Source organism: Paraburkholderia sp. PREW-6R, assembly GCF_039621805.1.
Taxonomy (GTDB): domain Bacteria; phylum Pseudomonadota; class Gammaproteobacteria; order Burkholderiales; family Burkholderiaceae; genus Paraburkholderia.
The window spans coordinates 166014-186897 of record NZ_CP155074.1 but is presented as its reverse complement, the minus strand read 5'-3'; the positions used below and the strand labels follow the sequence as shown (position 1 = coordinate 186897).

The 20884-nt window shown below is 63.7% G+C and carries 18 protein-coding genes; 6 read left to right on the top strand and 12 right to left on the bottom strand.

Annotated elements, in window-relative coordinates; genetic code table 11:
- Positions 1-136: 136 nt before the first annotated feature.
- Positions 137-958 (bottom strand): Sir2 family NAD-dependent protein deacetylase, encoded by an 822-nt coding sequence (locus AAGS40_RS16135; protein ID WP_345815782.1) that lies wholly within the window; start codon positions 956-958, stop codon positions 137-139.
- Positions 959-1225: 267 nt separating this feature from the next.
- Here AAGS40_RS16135 and AAGS40_RS16130 point away from each other — a divergent pair, with 267 nt between their 5' ends.
- Positions 1226-1963 (top strand): hypothetical protein, encoded by a 738-nt coding sequence (locus AAGS40_RS16130; RefSeq protein WP_345815781.1) that lies wholly within the window; start codon positions 1226-1228, stop codon positions 1961-1963.
- 70 nt (positions 1964-2033) lie between these two features.
- Positions 2034-2354: a pyrimidine/purine nucleoside phosphorylase gene (locus tag AAGS40_RS16125; RefSeq protein WP_345815780.1), complete on the top strand. Its 321-nt coding sequence runs from the start codon at positions 2034-2036 to the stop codon at positions 2352-2354.
- A gap of 9 nt (positions 2355-2363) precedes the next feature.
- Here the strand turns inward: AAGS40_RS16125 and AAGS40_RS16120 are convergent, their stop codons facing one another.
- The 3 genes from AAGS40_RS16120 to AAGS40_RS16110 form a co-directional block, all read right to left on the bottom strand.
- Positions 2364-4064 (bottom strand): ShlB/FhaC/HecB family hemolysin secretion/activation protein, encoded by a 1701-nt coding sequence (locus tag AAGS40_RS16120; protein ID WP_345816583.1) that lies wholly within the window; start codon positions 4062-4064, stop codon positions 2364-2366.
- Positions 4065-4152: 88 nt separating this feature from the next.
- Complete coding sequence (locus AAGS40_RS16115; RefSeq protein ID WP_345815779.1) at positions 4153-6501, bottom strand: filamentous hemagglutinin N-terminal domain-containing protein; 2349 nt, start codon at positions 6499-6501, stop codon at positions 4153-4155.
- A gap of 196 nt (positions 6502-6697) precedes the next feature.
- A complete protein-coding gene (locus tag AAGS40_RS16110; RefSeq protein ID WP_345816581.1) occupies positions 6698-8881 on the bottom strand; it encodes a filamentous hemagglutinin N-terminal domain-containing protein in 2184 nt (727 codons plus the stop codon).
- A gap of 452 nt (positions 8882-9333) precedes the next feature.
- Between AAGS40_RS16110 and AAGS40_RS16105 the strand changes: the two genes are divergently transcribed.
- The 3 genes from AAGS40_RS16105 to trpS all read left to right on the top strand — a co-directional run bounded on the left by AAGS40_RS16105 (position 9334) and on the right by trpS (position 11714).
- Positions 9334-9723: an MAPEG family protein gene (locus AAGS40_RS16105; protein ID WP_345815778.1), complete on the top strand. Its 390-nt coding sequence runs from the start codon at positions 9334-9336 to the stop codon at positions 9721-9723.
- A 28-nt stretch (positions 9724-9751) separates the two neighbouring features.
- Positions 9752-10432, top strand: a complete 681-nt coding sequence (locus AAGS40_RS16100; protein ID WP_345815777.1) for an alpha/beta hydrolase — start codon at positions 9752-9754, stop codon at positions 10430-10432.
- 268 nt (positions 10433-10700) lie between these two features.
- Positions 10701-11714: a tryptophan--tRNA ligase gene (trpS, locus tag AAGS40_RS16095; protein WP_345815776.1), complete on the top strand. Its 1014-nt coding sequence runs from the start codon at positions 10701-10703 to the stop codon at positions 11712-11714.
- 54 nt (positions 11715-11768) lie between these two features.
- Here the strand turns inward: trpS and AAGS40_RS16090 are convergent, their stop codons facing one another.
- The 4 genes from AAGS40_RS16090 to AAGS40_RS16075 all read right to left on the bottom strand — a co-directional run bounded on the left by AAGS40_RS16090 (position 11769) and on the right by AAGS40_RS16075 (position 15793).
- Positions 11769-12560, bottom strand: a complete 792-nt coding sequence (locus tag AAGS40_RS16090) for an SDR family oxidoreductase (RefSeq protein ID WP_345815775.1) — start codon at positions 12558-12560, stop codon at positions 11769-11771.
- Positions 12561-12576: 16 nt separating this feature from the next.
- Positions 12577-13317, bottom strand: a complete 741-nt coding sequence (gene fabG, locus AAGS40_RS16085) for a 3-oxoacyl-[acyl-carrier-protein] reductase (protein ID WP_345815774.1) — start codon at positions 13315-13317, stop codon at positions 12577-12579.
- A 104-nt stretch (positions 13318-13421) separates the two neighbouring features.
- The gene (locus AAGS40_RS16080; protein WP_345815773.1) at positions 13422-14765 is read right to left on the bottom strand and encodes an MFS transporter; all 1344 of its coding nucleotides are present in this window, start codon (positions 14763-14765) and stop codon (positions 13422-13424) included.
- Positions 14766-14833: 68 nt separating this feature from the next.
- On the bottom strand, positions 14834-15793 hold the full coding sequence (locus tag AAGS40_RS16075) for a 3-keto-5-aminohexanoate cleavage protein (protein ID WP_345816580.1): 960 nt from the start codon (positions 15791-15793) through the stop codon (positions 14834-14836).
- 131 nt (positions 15794-15924) lie between these two features.
- Here AAGS40_RS16075 and AAGS40_RS16070 point away from each other — a divergent pair, with 131 nt between their 5' ends.
- Positions 15925-16950 carry an AraC family transcriptional regulator gene (locus tag AAGS40_RS16070; RefSeq protein WP_345815772.1) on the top strand — a complete coding sequence of 342 codons (1026 nt, stop codon included), beginning with the start codon at positions 15925-15927 and terminating at the stop codon, positions 16948-16950.
- Between the two features lie 25 nt (positions 16951-16975).
- Here AAGS40_RS16070 and AAGS40_RS16065 read toward each other — a convergent pair whose 3' ends face one another.
- The 4 genes from AAGS40_RS16065 to AAGS40_RS16050 are packed head-to-tail and all read right to left on the bottom strand — an operon-like array spanning position 16976 to position 20831.
- The gene (locus tag AAGS40_RS16065; protein WP_345815771.1) at positions 16976-17695 is read right to left on the bottom strand and encodes a substrate-binding domain-containing protein; all 720 of its coding nucleotides are present in this window, start codon (positions 17693-17695) and stop codon (positions 16976-16978) included.
- A gap of 14 nt (positions 17696-17709) precedes the next feature.
- On the bottom strand, positions 17710-18393 hold the full coding sequence (ligK, locus tag AAGS40_RS16060) for a 4-carboxy-4-hydroxy-2-oxoadipate aldolase/oxaloacetate decarboxylase (protein WP_345815770.1): 684 nt from the start codon (positions 18391-18393) through the stop codon (positions 17710-17712).
- Positions 18394-18395: 2 nt separating this feature from the next.
- Positions 18396-19421 carry an amidohydrolase family protein gene (locus AAGS40_RS16055; RefSeq protein WP_345815769.1) on the bottom strand — a complete coding sequence of 342 codons (1026 nt, stop codon included), beginning with the start codon at positions 19419-19421 and terminating at the stop codon, positions 18396-18398.
- Positions 19422-19481: 60 nt separating this feature from the next.
- Positions 19482-20831 carry an aromatic acid/H+ symport family MFS transporter gene (locus AAGS40_RS16050; RefSeq protein ID WP_345815768.1) on the bottom strand — a complete coding sequence of 450 codons (1350 nt, stop codon included), beginning with the start codon at positions 20829-20831 and terminating at the stop codon, positions 19482-19484.
- Positions 20832-20884: the final 53 nt, after the last annotated feature.

Genomic DNA, 20884 nt, shown 5'->3' with positions numbered 1-20884 from the left:
TGTGTCTCCTGCACAGGTAGGCAAAGCGCCCGGACGATATCTGCGGATCGTTTGATGCTTCGTTGCCGTGAAGTATAAAAAACAGATGCCTTCTGCCTGCTTTCGGCCACGGCGAAATGTCGTGGGTGTTTACCCTTCAGCGGGTGAACGCGGCGTCCAGCCGTTCGAGCGTTTCCAGCGCGCCGGCTGCGAAGCCGATCCCGCGATGCGGCGCGATGCCGGCATCCGTCGGGTTGATCCTGAGCACGCGCGGGCCAACCCGTTCGCTGAAACGGCGAACGGTGGGGATGGCTTTGCCGGCACCGATTTCGACGACCACGGGCCGTTCGACCGACGCCAGCCATCCGTGCAGACGCGCCTCCTGCGCTTCGGTGCGCCGCGCGATCCAGTCCATGTCGCCGAACAGCAGGATGTTGGGCCGCGCAATCGCGCCGCAACGCGCACAGGTGGGCAGTGGGTTCAGCAGCTGGCAATTGATCTCGTCGACTACCGGCTCGAACCCATCCGCCGGCCAGATTGCGTCGGTGCATGCTCGCGAGCATTGCATCATGTGGATGGAGCCGTGGCACTCCGCGACACACGTATCGGGAAAGCCGGCCTTCTGGAACTGCCCGTCGACATTGCTGGTGAACACTGCCGCACCGCGCGGCATGGTGTGCGCCCAGCGCTGAAGGAGCCGGAAGCCTTCGTGCGGAACGGTGCGCCGGTAGAGCTGCAGCCGATGGCCGTAAAAGCCCCACCACAGCGCAGGTGAACGGGCGAGTGCGCGCGGGTTCGCCATGTCCTGGAAAGTCAGCTGATGATTTTTCAGTGCGGGATACGCGCGCCAGAACCCTTGCGCGCCGCGAAAATCCGGCAGCCCCGAATCCACACCCATGCCCGCGCCGGCCGCGACGAGCAGACCGTCGGCGTCACGCAGCCATGATGCTGCCCGTTCAAACTTTTCGTCTTCGTTCATGGAGTCCTCGTCGCGACTTCGCATCCGCCCTGCCCTGCCCTGCCCGCTGACGAACCCGCCGGCCGGTGACTACACCGACGCTGGCGAAGGCCTCGGAACCGAAAACGGGCTGTGCAAGCAAGGGCTGACGCTTACGGCGTTCGTTGACATTCATGGTAACAGTGCGGGCTGGCGCCATGCGGCGGGACGGGGAGCGGCCGCGGCCGATGAGTCGTTACAATGACCGGCATCAACTGGCCATACATTCCGCCGCACTCAATGCGACCCATGCTGACTTCCCATTTCTGGAGCGGCGACGCCCTTCGCAGCCGCACCGTCAGCCCCATCGTTCTGACGCAGACGCTCGACGTACCCGCACCGCCCGCACGTCTGCTCGCGGATTGGGAGCGGGAAACGTCGAAGCACGTGCTGCTCGATCCCGGCGACGTCGAACCCATGCCGCTCGCGCGGGCGCTGATGCGCTGGCCGGACTATTCGCGCTGCGTGCGGATCGTGGCGGACTGGACTCGCGCGCAAGGTCTGACCGACGTGCTGGCAACGAGCGACATCGCGTTAATGGCCTGCCGTGGCGCGCGATATCACCACGACGGCGCGCAATACGGCAGTGCGGCGTTCTGCAATCTCTTCATGAGCGAAGATAAGGGGCTGGACCTGCATTTCCCGGCGCTGGACCTGCGCATTCCGTTGACACGCGGCACGGCCGTCGTCTTCGACACGGGCCAGCCTCACGGCGTGATCCGGCGCGGCAGCAGCGGTTTCAGTGCCGCCGATTTCGCCGCGCACGAGGATCGCATCCAGATCTTTCTCACATGGGAACTGGCGATCGAAGACGCTGCCGTCGCGAGTACGCTCGGCGTGACGTTCGATGTCGACCCGGCGGCCTCGCCCGAACCGGACGAAGAGCAGTTGCGGTTAGACGGCGAGCGGGTCGAAGTGTGCTCCGAAACCGGTCAGTGGTTGCGGGCGCACGCATCGACGAGCCGCCCATCACCGCCTGTATCATGACGACCTTGCGCCGCTCGCAGCCTCGCGGCGCAATGCAACGCATCCATTCACGACACTGAGGAAGACCGCCATGACGGCCGCAACACAATTCGACCAGGTTTCCATCATCAAACGCGCCAACGTCTACTTCGACGGCAAATGCGTGTCGCACACCGTGCTGTTCGCAGACGGCACGCGCAAGACACTCGGCGTCATCCTGCCCGGCGCGCTCAACTTCGGCACCGACGCGCCGGAACTGATGGAAGTGCAGGCCGGCCAATGCCGCATCCGCCTCGAAGGCAGCGACGAATGGAAGACGTATGCTGCGGGCGAGTCGTTTTCGGTGCCGGGCAAGAGCCGCTTCGATATCGACGTGATCGAAACACTCGACTACGTGTGCAGCTATCTGTAACAGCAGCACTCAGCTGCCGATCGACACATAGAGCAGCACCATCGGCGCCTTCGATCCGTTCGGCGTCGGTGCGCGCAACGGCACGCCGTACGTGCAGCGAAAATCGACGAAACGCGACCACTGGAAGCGCACACCCGCGCCCACACTGATCAGCGATCCGTTGCTGACTTCAGCGGGCTGGTCGATCCGGTCCCACACGTGCCCTGCGTCGAAGAAAACGAACGGTTGCGCGACCGCGCTGCTCGAACCGAACGGCAGCGCGGGCGAGCGCGCTTCCGTCTGCACGTTCCAGCCGCGATCGCCCAGCACGACATAGGGCGTGTAGCCGCGCACACTGGACTCTCCGCCCAGACCCAACTCTTCGCTCGGCAACAGCGTGTTCGGCGTCCACTGGAACGTGCCGCGCGCGCTCAGCGTAAAACCGCCGCCAAGCGCAAAGGCGCGCGATCCGTTCAGTTGCAGGTACGTGTAACGCGCCGTTGCGCCTTGCCGCGAGGCATTGAACGCGGCGTCGCCATTGGGGTCTTCCAGTCCGCCTGGACTCCCCACGAGCGTGGCCGACGCATGCGCCTGTCCGGCTGCGGTCGGCTTGCTGATGTCATAGGTGAGCAGGAACTGATGCACGTGCGTGTTCGAGTTGAAGACCTGAAAGCCGCCGAACTCGAGATCGTTATTACTGCGCTTGAAGTCGTAGCCGAACTGGATCAGTTGCGCCGTATCCGTCAGCGTCGGCAGGCGCCAGTCGTAGCGAAAACTCATCTGCGCGGAAATGCCGGTTTGTCCGTAACTGTCGGGCAGCCGCGGCGTGCTCTGCGCGTAGACCCCGAATAGTTCGATGCTGTCGCCCCACGGCAGCGGCGCAACGTAGTTCAGCGCGTGCGCCATGAAGCGCGCGCGGTCCGGACGGCCTTCTATGTCCGGATTGCCGCTGAAGAAGTCGTTGCTCGCGGTGAATTGATAGGCGATCTGCTGGTCAAGACCGAACAGGTTGCCGTAGTCGATGCCGGCGAAGAAACGGTCGCGGCCGAGATCCGGCACGCCAGCGTTGTCGTAGCCCGCGCTGACGCGCAGTGGCAGACGGTCCTCGGTCTGCAACACCACGTCGGTGGAGTTCGCCGCTTCGCCTGGCGCGAAGACGGCATCCACCCGTCGATAAGGATTGGCGTTGAGCACGGCGAGCCCCGACGACACCGCGCTTTGCAGGATCGCTGCGCCGGGTTCCAGCGGCATCTCGCGCTTGAGCAGCGCATCCGAAAAGTAGCGGTTGCCGCTCGTGCGGACCTGACCTAGCCGGAACTCCGCGACGTCGATACGCACGACGCCCGACGTCACGTCCTGCTCGGGCACGAACACGTCCACGAGCGGTTTGCCCGCCGCACGATAACGCTCGACCACCGCCCGGCGAATTTCGGCAAGACGCCCGAAGCTGAGCGGCTTGCCGAGGTCGGCGTCGAACGCGCGGAGAAAATCGGCGTCGAGTAAAGGCAGGCCTTCTGCCGCGACCGGCTGCGACGGCGAACCTGCCGACGCGGCAGCGCCTGCGGGTTCAAAGACCAGCCCTGCGAGCGAGGCGACGGCGATCCGCGCGGATTCCGTCTGCGTATCAGGCGCCGCCTCGTGCGGCGCGCTTCTCGGCGCGGCCGGCGCGGGTTGCGGCGCAACGTCACGGTAAGCCTGCGCGCAGGCCGGAGACGACTGGATGCAGGCCATCGCACCTAGCACGATCAGCGTGCCGTGAAAGCGACCGGTCACCGCACGCGAGGTGCGCGCCGGGCCAGGCGTGGATGCAACGCGCCGCCTAGTGTGCAAGCTGCCAACGCAGGACAGGATGGATCGCGCCGGACGGCATCGCCCAGACGCCGTTTGCGCCGAAGTCGTAAGTTGGACCGAAATTTGACGAGAGGCTCATTTGGGCAGTGGTTAATCCTTGTGCGGCGGCCACGGCCGTACCGCTATTGACGCCGATTGCCGCGCCCGTTGTTTGTGTGTCCCAGAACACGTCCGTGCCAATGGTACCGCCGGTGTTGGCGCTCGCAATGCCTGCCGGTGCGGGACCGACGCCCGGACCGGACTGCTGGCTCACCTGGCCGGTAGCGAACGACTGCGCGATCGTGCCGACGTTGGTCTGAACCAGCGCGCCGCCACCGCTCGTGCACGCGCTGACGCCGCCGCAGTAGTCCGGGTTGAACACCACGCCGCCGGTCGCATACGACTGCGTAATGAGCCCCGCGTTATAGCCGACGAGGCCGCCTCCGCCGCCGGAATGGGCGACGGCCGAGACTTCGCCCGTTGCAAACGACTGCCGGATCACGCCACTTGCAAAGTTGGTTCCGACGAGTCCACCCGGCGTACCTTCGGTATCAACACTTGCGCCGCTCGACGAGCGTGTGACGAGGCCTTCGTTCCAGCCCACGAGACCGCCGGCCGACATGGTGTAGCTGTACCCGCCAATGGCATTGATGCTGCCCGTGGTACGCGAGCCCGCGATCGTGCCGAAGTTGATGCCGGCAAGCATACCAAAGCCGCCGTAGGTGCCAATTCCGCTGATCGAACCGTTCACGGTGAGATTGCGCACGACGCCACTCGAACCGATGACGCCGAACAGCCCTGCGCCGACATAAGGCTCGGGCGCGGACGCGTAGTTGATGGAGAGGTAGAACTGCGAGATCGTGTGACCCATGCCGTCGAACTGGCCGGTGAACGGCGTCGCCACACTGCCGATTGCGGTGTTGGATTGGTACTGCCCCAAGCCGACGCCGATGTCTTTGCCCAGCGCGTAAGTGCCGGCGAGATCGAGCGATACGTTCTGGAAATCCGCGAGCGAATTGACGAGCTTGTAGCCGGTGATTTGTGTCACGAGTCCGCTTTCGGCGGGGGCTACCCACGCGGCATTCGTAACAAGCGTGCCCGGCTTGTATGTGCCTGTCATGTCGTACAGCAGGCTGACGGCGCCCGTGCTTTTCGCCCAGTCGATCGTGCCGCCGTTCGTCACACTGCCGCCGTTGTCGACGCCGGATGCGTCCGCGCGCAGCGTCAGATTGCCCGCGCCCTTGTTGGCGATCGTCACGCCCGGCGCGACTGACACGTCGTGATAGGCTGCGAGCGTGAGCGGTGCGGCGCCCTGCCATTTCAGATTCGACGCGACGTCGAGGTCGCCCGTCGCGCCGTTCGCGCCCGTCGTGGTGAGCGCGACTGCCGTGCCGTCGTTCAGGCTGCGCTGCAGCGCGTTTGCCGCGACGGGGTCGATCGTGAACGCCGCTGTCGTCAGGTTCCACTGGCCCGCGCGCACGGCGGCCCGGTCGACGAGCGAGACCGTTGCGGCCTGGGTGTCTACTGTGCCGCCGCTGCCGTCCGCGTTCATCGCAGTGATTGTGCCGGGGCCCGCCTGAGTGACGTGGCCGGCGTCCGCGACCAGCCAGATATGCCCGTCGCGCGTCGCCGTACCGGTTGCACGCACGCGCTGGCCGTTGCCCGCGAGCGCGTAGATGTTGCCGTCGGCGGCCTGCAGGTTGATCTGCGCCGCGCGCGTGACGCCCTCTTCGAGAATGTTGCCCTTGCTGCCGGTCTGCACGAATACCTGCTGACTGCTCGACGAGTCCTGCAGCAGCACCGTTTGTCCTGCCGCGAATTCCGCCGTACCGCTCGGCGCCTTGACGGTGCCTGCGTTGAGCACGGTTCCTTGTGCGATCAGGAACACATCGGCGCCGCTCGAACTGATCTTGCCGAGGTTCACCACGACCGCATGCGCGTTGCTGCCGGACAGCGTGAGCGGGCCGCCGCTCATGAACGCACAGTTGCAGACGTCGAGCGTGGATGCGACGAAGCGTCCGCCCGTCGTCACGACGCCCGACGGTCCCACCACGATACCCTGAGGGTTGATCAGATAGACGCTGCCCGTTGCGCTCAGCTTGCCGGCGATCATCGACAGCGAGCCGCCCGTCACGCGATTCAGTGTTGCGCCCGACCCGTTGTCAAACGTGACTTTGTTGGGCGCGCCGATTGAAAAACTGTTCCAGTCGATCACACCGCGTGAAGAATTCGGCTGCGTGATGACAAGACTGTTGCCGCTGCCGACGATCGTCCCCTGCCCGCCGACGTATTGGCCGCCTTGTGGCAGCACACCCGCCGCAAACGAAGCGGGCGTCATGACCAGGGTGCAAACCAATGCGCCCGGCAGCATCCAGACACGACGGCGCGGCGAACGGGAGTGCGTCGTGCGGCGCAAGGAAAGTGGCAGAGATTGGGGTTGCGACAGGCAGGCCATACCTCCTCCTTCCGTGAAAGCGCGGAACGGAACGCCACGCGAGGGATGACCGGAAGCGTCACGTCCCTCACGCGAACGCTTACTGTGTGCCCGGTTCTCTTAACACCGGATGGCTCGCGTAGGCCGGCATCACCCACACGCCGTTCGCGCTGAAGTCGTAGCCTGCGAAGTTCGCCGGGTCGCTCATCTGCGCGGTCGTCAATCCGTTTGAGGCCGGCAGCGAGCCGCCGCCCGTTGCCTGCCCTGTGGTTTCCGTGTTCCAGTAAACGTTCGACGCCACTGTGCCGGAGCCGAAGCCGAGCACGCCATGCGTCGGCATAAAACGGGAAGCAACGGCGCCCGTGGCGAACGACTCGCTGATCGTGCCGTTATTGACCCCGACCAGACCGCCGCCGAACCCGGTCGAAAATGTAGGCGAGACACTACCGGTTGCGTACGACTGCGTGATCAAGCCGTTGTTGTTGCCGACAAGGCCGCCGTTCGCATCGTCGCCCGAAACGGATGCGCTGCTCCACGAGCGCTCGACAGTGCCCTGGTTGCTGCCGACGAGGCCGCCGAACGCCGTTCCTTCCTGCTGGAACTCACCGGCCGTACCCGTGGTATGCGCGTACGTGATCAAGCCCTCGTTGACGCCGGCAAGAATGCCGCTTCCATTCAGACTCGTGCTGACCGAACCGTTCTCGACACCGACATCGCGCAACACGCCCGTTTGCCCGACCACGCCGAACAGACCTGACGACAAGTCCTTGCCAAAGTCGGCGATCTGGATGTTTGCGTTGAGCACGTTATGCCACATACCGTCGAACTGGCCGGTAAAGGGTGTCGTCTGGTTGCCGAGCGGCGTGAGCGTGACGCCGCTTGCGTCGACGTCCTTGCCGAGCGCGTAATTGCCCGCCAGGTCCTGCGACACGTTCTGCAGATCGGCGACGTTGTTCACCAGCTTGTATGCGGTGATCTGCGTGACCTGGCCGCTGCCCGGCGCGGCGGTCCACGCGGAATTGGACAACAGCGTTCCCGCGCTATACGTCGCGCTCATGTCGTACAGTGCATTCACGATACCCGTGCTGCGCGACCAGTCGATGACGCCTTGATTCGCAACCGTGCCGCCGTTGTCGAGACTCGCGGCGTCGGCGCGAAGCGTCAGATTGCCGCTGCCCCGATTGCCGATCGTCACGCCCCGGCCGACGTTCACCGTGTGATAGGCGGCGAGCGTCAGCGAACCGCTTCCCTGCCAGCTGATTCCCGAATTCACGTTGATGTCGCCGCTATTGCTGCTACTGCCCGCGGTTTGCACATTGACCGACGTGCCGTTGCCGAGGCTCGTCGACAACGCGCGGGCGGCATTGGCGTCGACCGTGAAGCCGGGGGTCGAAAGATTCCACTGGTTCGCGGTGACCGTCGTGCCGCCGGCGGGGAGCGTCAGCGTGTCCGCGCTCATGTCGACGGTGCCGCCGGTTGCGCTGATCGTGCCGCCGGTGCTCACGGCGCCATGTCCCGCGACGAGCCACACGTGGCCGTCGCGCGTCGCCGTGCCGGTCGCGCGGATGGCCTCGTGATTGCCCGCCAGCGCGTAGATGTTGCCATCCATTGCCTGCAGATTGACCTGCGCCGCCTGAATCGCGCCATCGTTCAGGATCGTGCCGCCCGTCCCGGCCTGCACGAACACCTGCTTGCCCGATGACGAATCCTGCAGCAGCACCTGCTGGGCCGCCGCGAGTTCCGCGGTCCCGTTGGGCGCGCTGACCGTGCCCCCGTTGACGATCTCGCGCGCAATGAGGAAGACATCACCACCGCTCGACGCGATCGACCCGAGGTTGATGATGCCCGCACTGGAACTGCCGGACAGCGTGAGCGGACCGCCGCTCATGAAGGCCGCATTGTCGGCGTCGAGCGTGGACGCAACGAAGCGGCCGCCCGTGGAGATCACGCCAGTCGGTCCGACCAGCACGCCTTGAGGATTGATGAGATACACGCTGCCGCTCGCGGTGAGCGAGCCGAGGATCAGCGACGGCGAGCCGCCTGTCACACGGTTCAGCGTAGCGCCATTGCCGTTGGCAAAAACAACATGGTTGTTGGCGCCGATCGAGAAACTGTCCCAGTTGATCACGCCGCGCCCTGACGGCTGATTAATCGTCAGGGTCGTGCCGTTGCCGGTTATCGTGCCGCCGCCGACGAGGATGTGTCCGCCTGCCGGCAACAGGCCCGCTGCATGCACCTGCCATGGCGCAATGCACCATAGAACAGCGGCTGTGACTGGAATCATCCGGGCGCGCGTAGTGCGGCGACGTGCATCGGACTCCTGATGGAAAACCGCTGGAACATGGTTCGTCACGTCTCCTCCTGCCCATTTCATTCGGTATTCATAGCCCTGAGAGGCCGGCACTTCACGGCCTGGTTTCACATCAGGCTGGAGTGATCCCGTGCTGCAAATTCCCGGCGATTATCTCAGACGAATGCGAACTGTAATGGACCTGACAGCGCGTGCATATCAACGAATTCGGCCTAAAGGTCCACGTAATGGGCCACACATAAGCGTGGCGCGGACCGCCGCGACTCAACATCTTTCCGCAGTCGCAGTCGGTCGTGAGCCATGTCTATTCATCATACGTTTCCGTTTCTGGTCGATTCATGGATGCGTTTTGATCCGGCCGGATCAGACGCAGGACCGGCACATGCGTTGCGATAGACTCGATCGATTCAACCCGGGAACACAGCATGAGCATCGAACTCACTCTTCTTGCATGGACACTGGTTCTCGCACTGGTACAGGTCCTGTTGCCCGCGCTGCTCCGTAATCGCGAAACCGGCGTGAAATACAACGCGGGACCGCGCGATGAACCCGGGCCGCCAGTCGGCCGGCTTACGGGCCGGCTCATGCGTGCGCAACGCAATCTGTTCGAAACGCTGCCCGTGTTCGCGGTCGCCATCCTGATCGCGCATGTGGCAGGCCGCGAGGGTGCACTGACGGCGTGGGGCGCATGGCTCTACCTGCTGGCGCGTGTCGTGTACGTGCCCCTCTACGCGGCCGGCATTCCCTATTTGCGCTCACTGGCATGGGTCGTGTCGCTGTTTGCTATCGTGCTCATTCTGGTCCCTGTCATCTGACACCTTTCGCGCCTCGGAGCCGCCATCCATGAATCCCACGCCACCGCCGATTGAAATCGACACCGCGCCGAATCCCGAATTTGCAGTAATCGTGCTGCATGGTCTCGGCGCCGATGCCAACGACTTCGTGCCGCTCGTCCCCGAATTACGTCTCGCCAGTGGGCCCGCCGTGCGCTTCGTGTTTCCGAACGCGCCCGAAATGGCCGTCACCGCTAACAACGGCTACGTGATGCGCGCCTGGTATGACATCCTGTCGTTCCAGTCCATCGAACGACAGGTCGACGAAGCCGGTCTCGATGCGTCGTGCGCGAGCGTGCGGCAGCTGATCGCCGCGCAAAACCAGCGCGGCATTCCCACTTCGAAAATTTTCCTCGCGGGCTTTTCACAAGGCGCGGCGATGACCTACACGGCTGGCCTCACACATCGCGACACGCTGGGCGGCCTGATCGTGCTGTCAGGCTACGTGCCGTCACGCGCTTTCATCGAAAGCCGCATTGCGCCGGCAAACCGCCATACGCCGATTTTCGCCGCCCACGGCGCTTTCGACGATGTACTGCCCATCCAGCTCGGCGAAGCCGCGCGCGACTTCGCGCTCGCGCAAGGTCATGACGTCGCCTGGCATGCATATCCGATGCCGCACTCCGTGTGCGGTGAAGAGGTCGACGCCTTGCGTGGATGGCTCGGCGCGCGCATGGCGGCGCTTGCATGACCCGTTCTCCGGCCGTACGCGCGGCAGGGTTGCGCGAGCATCGGCGCGCGGTCGGGCCGCAAATTGACGGCCCACCCGGACGCTGCGATATACTCGGGCGCATGAATCTGCAACCGACCTCGCCGAGCCAGCATCGTTGGTGGCGCGCCTGAAAACCGGCGGCCCGTTTCTTCCTGCACATCGAAAACGTGATGCCGCCAGCCCAGGCGGCATTTTCGTATCTGCACGCTGAAGGCCGGCGATGTCGACAAAAATGGAATACCAGAGCATGACACTCGCAACTCGCCCCACCATTCTCACCGGCGACCGGACCACCGGCCCGCTACATCTCGGCCACTACATCGGCTCTTTGCGCGCGCGCGTCCAGTTGCAGCACGAGGCGCAGCAGTTCCTGCTGCTCGCCGACACGCAGGCGCTGACCGATAACGTCGGGCGCCATCAGAAGGTGACGGAGAACGTGATCGAAGTCGCGCTCGACTACCTGGCAGTCGGCATCGATCCGGCCAAGTCGACGATTTTCGTTCAGTCGCAAGTGCCGGAACTGGCCGAATTGACGCAGTACCTGCTCAACCTGGTCACGGTCGCGCGTCTTGAACGTAATCCGACCATCAAGGAAGAGATCCGCTTGCGCGGTTTCGAACGCGATATTCCGGCCGGCTTCCTGACCTATCCGGTGAGCCAGGCGGCGGACATCACCGCGTTCAAGGCAACGCGTGTGCCGGTGGGCGACGACCAGTTACCGATGATCGAGCAAACCAACGAACTCGTGCGCCGCTTCAACAATACCGTCGAGCGGGAAGTGCTGGTGGAATGCGAGGCGGTGTTGTCGCAGGTCACGCGGCTGCCCGGCATCGACGGCAAGGCGAAGATGAGCAAGTCGCTCGGCAACGCCATCACACTTGGCTCCACGCCCGACGAGATCACGAAAGCAGTCAACAACATGTACACCGACCCGAATCACCTGCGCGTGAGCGATCCGGGTCAGGTAGAGGGCAACGTGGTGTTCATGTTCCTCGACGCGTTCGAGCCCGACGTGCAGAAAGTGGACGAGCTGAAAGCCCATTACCGTCGCGGCGGCCTGGGCGACAGCGTGGTCAAGCGCGTATTGAACGAGCGTCTGCAGGCATTGATCGAACCGATCCGCGCGCGTCGCAGCGAGTTCGAAAGCGACCGCGCCGAGGTGCTGGCCATTCTCCGTCGCGGCACGATGCGCGCACGCGAAGTCGCGGGACAAACCGTGTCCGAGGTCAAGGGCGCATTGGGCTTGAACTACTTCGAGTGAGCACGGATGAGGGCGGAGGCGCCCATGCGCTGCCGCCCTTTGGCTGCTCCAAGTTCACAGATACTCGACGTTTCCATCGACGCTGATGGCCTGGCCCGATATGTTCTGACCGGCCGGAGAAGCAAGGAAGAGCGCTAACGCCGCTACGTCCTGCACCGTCACCATGCGTCGCAACGAAATTTTCTGCAGGTACTCGTTTTTCATCTGCTCGAAGCCGATACCGAGCGCGTCGGCTCGGGCCGAAATCACGCGATCCATGCGCTCGCCTTCCACCACGCCGGGCAAGATCGCGTTGACGCGTACGTTGCTCGGCCCCAGCTCGCCGGCCAGCGATTTAACCAGGCCGACAATCGCCCACTTGGTCGCCGCGTACGGCGTGCGATACGGATACCCCAGGCGCCCCGCCACCGAGGCCATGGCAATGATGCAGGGATTCTGCGACGTTGCCTTCAGCACCGGCACGGCCTTGTGCAGGAAGTAATACTGGCTGTTGAGATTGGTCGACACAGTGCGCTCCCACTGCTCGGGTTCGATGTCTTCCACCGCGCCAGTCGGGCCGGCAATGCCTGCGTTGTTCACGAGAATATCGAGGCCGCCGAGCTTGCTGCGCGCGTCGTCGATCACGCGGTCCACCTGCTCGCGATCCGCAACGTCCGCGACACCCGCATGAAGCCGCGGGTGCGCCGCTTTCACTTTGTCGATCGCCAGCGGATCGACGTCGCAAACATAGACTGCCGCGTCGACGTCGAGAAACGCCTGCGCAATGGCGGCGCCAATGCCCGCAGCCGCGCCCGAAATCAATACGCGCAAGCCTGGTGCCGGCTTGAGAAGGTCAACCGTTTTCATCGCTCTCCCTGACTGATTACAACGACATTCCGCCGGATACCTCGATCACGGCGCCGTTGATATAACTTGCTTCGTCGCTCGCCAGAAAGGCGTAGACATTCGCGACCTCCTCTGGTTTGCCCAGCCTGCGCAGCGGCACCTGTTCGCGCATTTTCGCGAGTACGTCGTCCGGAATCGTCGCGAGGATCGTCGTGTCGATGAAGCCCGGCGCAACCGCATTGACGCGCACGCCTTTCGGTCCCAGCTCGCGGCTCCATGTCTTGGTGAACCCGATCACGCCGAACTTGGAAGCCGCATAGTTGGTCTGGCCGTAGTTGCCGTAAATGCCGACCACCGAACTTGCGTTCAGGATCACGCCCGCACCTTGCTTGACCATGCTTTCCGCCACCGCTTGCGAGGCCTGGAAGACGCCACGCAGATTGACGTCGATCACGTCGTCGAACTGTTCGATCGTCATTTTCTGAAGGCGTGCGTCGCGGGTAATGCCGGCGTTATTCACGAGCACGTCGATCCTGCCGTAGCGCTCCAGTACGTTCGCGACCATGGCGTCCACCGCTTCGCGGCGGGTCACGTCGAGTGTGAAGCCAACCGCCTGCGCGCCCGCCTCCTGACAGGCGGCGACGACCGCGCTGACCGCAGCATGATTGACGTCGCACACCGCGACGGTCGCGCCTTCTTGCGCAAACTTGAGCGCCGTCGCGGCACCGATGCCCTGTCCCGCTCCCGTGACAATGCTTACTTTGCTATTCAGCCTCATTGTTTCGACTCGTTTTGATGAAAAAGGGCCTTCATGGTAGGACGAACGCGCATGGCTTCGATATGGACTCCAACCCGAAGCAACGCGCGCCGATGCGCTTAGGCTTATCGTTCGATATTGAGCAGCGCTTCGTGCGACTCCGCCGGGCGGCTCTCGGACTGGATTGCTTTGGCCAGCATCGGCACGAGGATGAGCCCGACGACCGATGCGCCGACCACCACCGAAAAGCCCGACGCGCTCTTGCCCGACGCGCTTTCCGCGAGTCCGAACAGATAGGGCCCGACGAACCCGCCAATCAGCCCAATGGTGTTGATGAACGCAAGGCCGGCGGCGGCCTGGATGCCATGCAGACGCTTCATCGAAATCGCCCAGTAAAGCGGCAGTACGCCGCCTGCGAAAAAGGCCGTCGCGACAAAAAGGGCGAGTTGCGCCGGCAGCCACGCGGACGAGATGAACAGGACCGCGCTCACGATCAGGCCCGCCGTCAGCATGCCGAGATACACGCAATCGTTGCCGACCCGCCGATGAATGCGTGGCAGCACCAGCACGCCCAGCAGAAAGCCAATGCCGACACTGCTCGACAACACGCCGACCATGAAGGGCGACTGCACGTGCATTTGCTGGATCATCGCGGGCGTAAAGAACACGAGCCCGACGAACGCCACCTGATTCAGGAAATAGATCAGTCCGGTCAGCACGGTCGCCGGGCGCTTCAAAGCGGCCAGCCAGTCATCCGACAGGATTCTGGCGTGTGCAGCGTCGGGCACGGCGCGCGCTTCGAGCACGCGGGCTTCCTCCTGCGACAGCCAGCGCGCGTCGGACGGCTTCTCCGGCAGCTTGAACCACAAAAGCACACCGACGAGGATGGTCGGCAACCCCTCCAGCAAAAAGAGCCACTGCCAGCCGTGCAGGCCGGCGAATCCGTCCATCTGCATGAAGGCGCCACCCAGCGGATTGCCGATCACCAGCGCGAGCGCGGGCGCCGTGTAGATCCATCCCACCGCGACCGAGCGGTCCTGCGGGGCGAACCACATGGTCACCATGTACATCAGCGCCGGAAAGAGGCCGGCCTCGGCGATGCCGAGCAACACGCGGATTGCGTAGAACGACCACTCGCCCTGAACGAACATCATCGACGCCGACAGCGCGCCCCACGTAACCGCGATCCGCGCGATCCAGCGGCGCGGCCCGACGCGATGCGCGGCGAGATTGCTCGGTACTTCGAGCAACGCATAGCCGAGAAAGAAAATGCCGGCGCCGAGCCCGTATGCCGCGGCGCTGATGCCGAGGTCGGCGGCGAGCCGCGCCTTGGCGAGCGATACGTTGGTGCGGTCGAGGTACGACATGAAATAGATTGCGCACATGAGCGGGATGAGCCGCACCATCGCCTTATGCGTCGCGATACGGTGTAAAGCGCCACTGTCCGCGCCTGTCGGTTGGGTTGCCATGTTGTCTCCACCAAAGTTTGCTCGTTGTTGTTTTGGCTGCTTCGAGTTCGCGGCCGTTTGCCGCTCATTTACGCCGCCGATGCGGCTGCCTGGAAGTTGACCTTGTCGGCGCCTTTGAGGCCGAGCATCTGCCGTGCTTCGGCGGGTGTGGCGATTTCGAACGAAAGCTCTTCGAGAATGCGCCGGATCTTGCGCACCTGCTGCGCATTGGTCTCGGCCTTCACGCCCTTCGACAGAAAGACGCTGTCTTCCAGACCGACGCGCACGTTGCCGCCCATGATGGCGCCCATCGTGACGAAAGCCATTTGATGCCGGCCCGCGCCAAGCACCGAGAACTGATAGTTCTCACGCCCGAACAGACGATCCGCCGTCGTGCGCATGACCGCCATGTTCTCCGGTTCCGCGCCGAGTCCGCCAAGAATGCCGAATACCATCTGGATGAAGAATGGCGGCTTGACGAGACCCTGTTCGACGAAATGCGCGAGGTTATACAGATGCCCCACGTCATAGCACTCGAACTCGAAGCGCGTGCCGTGTTCGCCGAGTTCGAGCATGATGGTTTTGATGTCGCGAAACGTATTGCGGAAGATCGTGTCTTCCATTCCCTCAATGAAACCCTTCTCCCACTCGTAGCGCCAGGACGCCATCTTCGCGGCGATCGGGTGAATCGAAAAGTTCATGGAGCCCATGTTCAGCGAGCACATTTCCGGTCTGGCAAGACGCGGGTAGGCCAGCCGGTCCGCCAGGGTCATGCGGGTGCTGCCGCCCGTCGTGATGTTGATGACCGCGTCGGTTGCCTCGACGATCGCGGGCACGAATTGGCTGAACACGTCGGGCGACGGCGTCGGCTGCCCATCGGACGGCTCTCTCGCGTGCAGGTGAAGAATCGCCGCGCCAGCGTGGGCGGCTTCGATCGACTGCGACGCGATTTGCGCCGGCGTCAGCGGCAAGAACTCGGACATGGACGGCGTATGCGTCGCGCCGGTAATCGCGCAAGAAATGATGACTTTACGATTGAGCAAGCGTATCTCCTGTTTGTCCGACGGTCCTGTTGCAGGACGACGTGTTGTGATACGGATACTAGTGAGATACGATCCAGTTCGTAAGGTCATTTTCGGACAGGCAGATGTTGTCCCGGGACATTCGGAGGTCGAACGCGGTGTCGTCCAGATTGCCGTTGCAAAACGAGCGTATTTACGCGCCGTACAAGATTGCCGCGCTGGTGGAAGTACTCAGCGAGCAGGGCATCCCGCGCGAGCACAGCCTGAAAGGCAGCGGCGTCGCGGCGGACCGGATTTACGATGCGTCCGCGCTCACGTCCGTGCGGCAATACGGCATTGTCTGCAGAAACGCAATTCTGCTGTCGTGCAGTCCCGAGACGCCGTTTCTCGTGGGTTCGCGCCTGCATCTGTCCGCTTACGGCATGTACGGCTACGCGCTGATGTCCTGTCTCTCGCTGCGTGACTATTTCCGCCTCGGTGTGAAGTACCACCAGCTGGCCACGCCCACGCTCACGATCGAGTGGACCGAGTACCCCGACGAAGGCATCTGGACCTTTCCCGATGCGTTCATTTCGAGCCCATCGCCTGAGTTGCGCGCGTTCCTGCTCGAACAGCAGTTCACGCAACACGTGACCCATCTTCAGGATGTGGCCGGCCGCACCTGTCCGCCAACCCGGGCGTGCTTCTCGTATCCGGCGCCGGCGCATGCGGATCTCTATCCGAAGTATCTCGGCTGTCCGTGCTATTTCGACGAGCCGCAATGCGAGCTTCACTACGACAGCGGGATCCTGGAACAGAAGCCTCAACTGGCGCACCGGCTCACGGCCACGTTGCTGCAGGAGACCTGCGACAGACTGATAGGCCAGGCGAAAACATCGGTGGGTGTATCGGGCGAGGTGTATCAGATCCTGATGCGCAAACCCGGCGAGTTCCCTGGCATGGAAGTCATCGCGAGCGCGTTGAAAATGACGACCCGAACGCTGCGGCGGCGCCTGGAAAGCGAGGGTACGTCGTTCGTGGCGATCGTGGATGACGTGCGTTGCTCGCTGGCAACCGAGTATCTGAAAACAACCAAAATGAGCACCGACGACATTGCGATGCTGCTCGGCTTCAGCGATCCGGCGAATTTCCGTCGCGCGCTCAAGCGATGGACCGGCAAAGGCCCCGGCGAATTACGGCGTTAGAAGATTGGGAAGCACAAAGGCGCTGTCAAAGCCGCGCTTGAACGGGCTCCATGCCGTGACTCAGTTTCGCGGCGTCGCTTCGTGACGATGCGAGAAAAGACAGGAACGTGCCTGCGCTTTCCTTCTGCTGGGACGTCGTGCAAATGCCGGCAGAAAAGACCGTGACGGTCTGGGCGGCACCGGGCATGGGCCCGATCACGTCGATTCCCGGCAGGTCGATCAGTTCGCTCAGTTGCTGGAATCCCAGCTCGACCTCGCCGCGCGCGATAAGCTCGCCCACCGGCACGCCGGGTGGCGCTTGCACGATGCGCTGGCCGACCGTGTCGGCAATGCCCCAGCGCTCGAACAGGCAAGCCAGATGCAAGCCGCTCGGCCCGGTGGAAAAACCGATGCTGCGCGCAGCGAGCACGGCGCTGCGCAGTGCCGCCTCGGTGCTGATATCCGGTTGCGGCGCGCCCGCTGCAACGGCGATCGCCACGCCCGAGCGCGCGAGATCGACCCGGCTTCCGGCTAGCACGCGGCCGGCGTCCTCCAGCCTGTTTATCGCGCCAGCGGCCAGCACCACGAAGTCGAATGCTTCGCCGTTCTGCACGCGCTGCGCCGCATCCACACCGCCCACCGACTCGATCATGACCCGCTGACCCGATGATCGCGCATACTCATCCGCGAGTTCCGCAAGCACACCGCGAGTCGCCATCGACGAGATGCCGGTGATGGGCCCGCTCACGGTGTGCCCAATGACCATGTTCGCCGCCCTTCTCAATCGATGTAACGCAGACCGGCCTTTCGCAATGGTTCGCGCATGCTGTACATGTCGAGTCCGAGCACACCGCTCGCGAGGGTCGCGCGCTTTTCGCCTTCGAGCGCTTCACGCGCCACCGCTTTGTCGAGCACGTCCGAAGCCAACGCCGACGGCACCACCACCACGCCGTCGTCGTCCGCAACGACCACATCGCCCGGATGCACGAGCGCGCCTGCGCAGACGAGTGGAATGTTCACCGAGCCGAGCGTCGCCTTGATCGTGCCCTTCGCAGAGATGGCTTTGCTCCAGACCGGGAACCGCATGTCAGTGAGCACGGCAACATCGCGCACGCCGGCGTCGATGACCAGCCCCCGCGCACCGCGCGCCTGAAAGCTCGTGGCGAGCAGGTCGCCGAAATAGCCGTCCGTGCATTCCGCGGTCACGCCGGCAATCACGATATCGCCCGGCTGGATCTGCTCCGCCGCGACGTGCAGCATCCAGTTATCGCCCGGCTGCAACAACACGGTGACAGCGGTGCCGGCAGCGCGAGCGCCGGTGTAGATCGGCCGCATATACGGTTTGAGCAGCCCGACGCGGCCCATCGCTTCATGAACGGTTGCACTGCCGAGCGCGCCGAGCTGCGCGGCCACTTTGTTGTCCGCGCGTTGAATGTTGCGATACACGACACCGAGTTCGTACATGGTCAGTTATCCTTCCTTTTCAAAGCCGCATCGAGGCGCGGGTAAACGCGACGCGCGTTACCTTCATATATCTTGTACCGCTCGTCGGCGTCGATGTGCGCGGCTTCGATATAGCGTTTCGTGTCGTCGAAATTGTGGCCGGTTTCGGGATCGATACCGCGCACCGCGCCGATCATCTCGCTCGCGAACAGGATGTTCTCTACCGGAATCACGCGGGTAAGCAGATCGATTCCGGGCTGGTGATACACGCAGGTATCGAAAAACACGTTGTTGAGCAGATGGTCTTTCAGCAGCGGCTTTTTGAGTTCCTGCGCAAGACCGCGAAAACGTCCCCAGTGATACGGCACCGCGCCGCCTCCGTGCGGAATCACGAAGCGCAGCGTCGGGAAATCGCGGAACAGGTCGGACGTAAGGCACTGCATGAACGCGGTCGTATCCGCATTCAGGTAGTGCGCGCCGGTCGTGTGAAAGCACGCGTTGCAACTCGTGCTCACATGAATCATTGCGGGGATGTCGTACTCGACCATCTTCTCGTAGATCGGATACCAGTAGCGGTCCGACAGCGGCGGGCTGGTCCAGTGACCGCCCGACGGGTCCGGATTCAGATTGATCGCCACGTTGCCGTACTGCTCCACGCATCTGACGAGTTCGGGCAGACACGTGCGGACATCCACGCCCGGGCTTTGCGGCAGCATGGCGGCCGGAATGAAGTGAGCGGGGAACAGCTGACTCACGCGATAGCACAGCTCGTTGCAGATTGCCGCCCACGTGCTGGACACCTCGAAGTCGCCGGTGTGATGCGCCATGAAGCTCGCACGCGGACTGAAGATCGTGAGATCCACCCCGCGCTCGCGCATCAGCCGCAACTGGTTGCTTTCGATCGATTCGCGCAACTCGTCGTCGCTGATCCGCAACTCGGACACAGCGGGCCTTTCAGCAGGGCTGTCGATGCCGGCGATCTGCCGGTTGCGCCACTGCTCCAGCGCTTTGGGCGCTGTCGTGTAGTGGCCGTGAATGTCGATGATCATCGTTACTCCATGCGGTTGATCGTGATCGGACGGTGCGATGCGCGGCATCGTCCTGAATGGTTAGTGCGCCACCTTCGGCTGCGCGGCCGGCTCGCCGGCTCGCGCGCGTTGAGCAGCCAGGATGGCGAGCGCGGCCAGCGTCGCGGGCACGGCGAGCATCGCGAGAATCGCACCGAACTGCCAGCCGAGACCGAGCAGCGCGCCGCCGATCGCGGAGCCGAAAATGCTGCCGAAGCGGCCCATGCCGAGCATCCAGCTCACACCCGTTGCACGCGCAACCGTTGGATAGCGGCCCGGCGCAAACGCATTCAGCCCGGTTTGCGCGCCGCTCATGCAGAAGCCCGCAGCAAAAACCAGCGCTGCCAGCGACGACGACAACGCGCCCATCCAGCCCAACGCGAGCACGCACAGACCGCCACCCAGGTATGCGGCGCTGATCACCGGCGCCGGCCGCACCTTGTCCATCATCCAGCCGACCAGAATCGCGCCCAACGTCCCACCGATCTGGAACATTGCCGTGACGTTCGCCGCGGTCGTGACTGTCAATCCGGCGTCTTTCATCAACGTGGGCAGCCAGCCAGTGAGCAGATAGATGACCAGCAGGCCCATGAAATAGGTGACCCACAAGGCCGCCGTCATGAAGCCGTAGCCGTGCGAGAACAGCACACCGATCGGCTTGCGCGTAGGCAGCGGCGGCTCGTTCGAGACGAACACCTCGTCGCCGTTAAAGCGCGCGCCGCAAACCTTGCCGAGCACGGCGCCGATACGCGCCGGCGCTGCGCCGCGCACCGCCAGTAGTCGCGCGGACTCCGGCAGCAGCCACATTTGCAGCGGGATGAGTGCCAACGGCAGCGCACCGCCAAAAACCAGGACTGCGCGCCAACCATGCGCGGGAATCAGCCAGCCGGCGGCGAAACCGATCAGTGCCGAACCGAGATTGAAGCCGGTGAACATGATCGTGATCATCAACGAACGCTTGCGCTGCGGCGCGTACTCAGACAGAAGCGTCGTGGTATTCGGCATTGCGGCGCCGAGGCCGATACCGGTCAGCAGCCGCAGCGTCGCCATCTCCACCGGCGAGTGAGTGAACGCCGTGGCGATCGTGAACAGCCCGAACAGAAATACCGACGTAATCAACACCCGTTTGCGACCGATACGGTCCGAAGCCGGGCCCGCGGCCAACGCGCCGATCACGAGACCGAGCGGAGCGGCGCTCATTACGAGACCGAACGCCGGGCGCGATATGCCCCAGTCGTGGATGATCGACGGCGCGACGAACCCCATGATCGCCACGTCCATGCCGTCCGCCGTCACGACGAGAAAGCACAGCGCGACCAGCAGCCACTGGTAGGGCGATATCGCTCGCGCGTCGATGAAAGCCTTGATGTCGATTACTTTTCCGTTTGTCACGATTGACTCCTGTCTCCTTGCTCTGGCTTTGCGGCGTCACATTCGCCGCCGCG

Coding starts and splice junctions, on each gene's coding strand:
- AAGS40_RS16130 (WP_345815781.1), top strand. CDS start 1,226: ATGCTGACTTCCCATTTCTGGAGCGGCGACGCCCTTCGCAGCCGCACC.
- AAGS40_RS16135 (WP_345815782.1), bottom strand. CDS start 958: ATGAACGAAGACGAAAAGTTTGAACGGGCAGCATCATGGCTGCGTGAC.
- AAGS40_RS16055 (WP_345815769.1), bottom strand. CDS start 19,421: ATGATCATCGACATTCACGGCCACTACACGACAGCGCCCAAAGCGCTG.
- AAGS40_RS16065 (WP_345815771.1), bottom strand. CDS start 17,695: ATGGTCATTGGGCACACCGTGAGCGGGCCCATCACCGGCATCTCGTCG.
- fabG (WP_345815774.1), bottom strand. CDS start 13,317: ATGAGGCTGAATAGCAAAGTAAGCATTGTCACGGGAGCGGGACAGGGC.
- AAGS40_RS16100 (WP_345815777.1), top strand. CDS start 9,752: ATGAATCCCACGCCACCGCCGATTGAAATCGACACCGCGCCGAATCCC.
- AAGS40_RS16110 (WP_345816581.1), bottom strand. CDS start 8,881: ATGATTCCAGTCACAGCCGCTGTTCTATGGTGCATTGCGCCATGGCAG.
- AAGS40_RS16125 (WP_345815780.1), top strand. CDS start 2,034: ATGACGGCCGCAACACAATTCGACCAGGTTTCCATCATCAAACGCGCC.
- AAGS40_RS16120 (WP_345816583.1), bottom strand. CDS start 4,064: ATGGCCTGCATCCAGTCGTCTCCGGCCTGCGCGCAGGCTTACCGTGAC.
- AAGS40_RS16105 (WP_345815778.1), top strand. CDS start 9,334: ATGAGCATCGAACTCACTCTTCTTGCATGGACACTGGTTCTCGCACTG.
- AAGS40_RS16090 (WP_345815775.1), bottom strand. CDS start 12,560: ATGAAAACGGTTGACCTTCTCAAGCCGGCACCAGGCTTGCGCGTATTG.
- AAGS40_RS16080 (WP_345815773.1), bottom strand. CDS start 14,765: ATGGCAACCCAACCGACAGGCGCGGACAGTGGCGCTTTACACCGTATC.
- AAGS40_RS16115 (WP_345815779.1), bottom strand. CDS start 6,501: ATGACGCCCGCTTCGTTTGCGGCGGGTGTGCTGCCACAAGGCGGCCAA.
- ligK (WP_345815770.1), bottom strand. CDS start 18,393: ATGTACGAACTCGGTGTCGTGTATCGCAACATTCAACGCGCGGACAAC.
- trpS (WP_345815776.1), top strand. CDS start 10,701: ATGACACTCGCAACTCGCCCCACCATTCTCACCGGCGACCGGACCACC.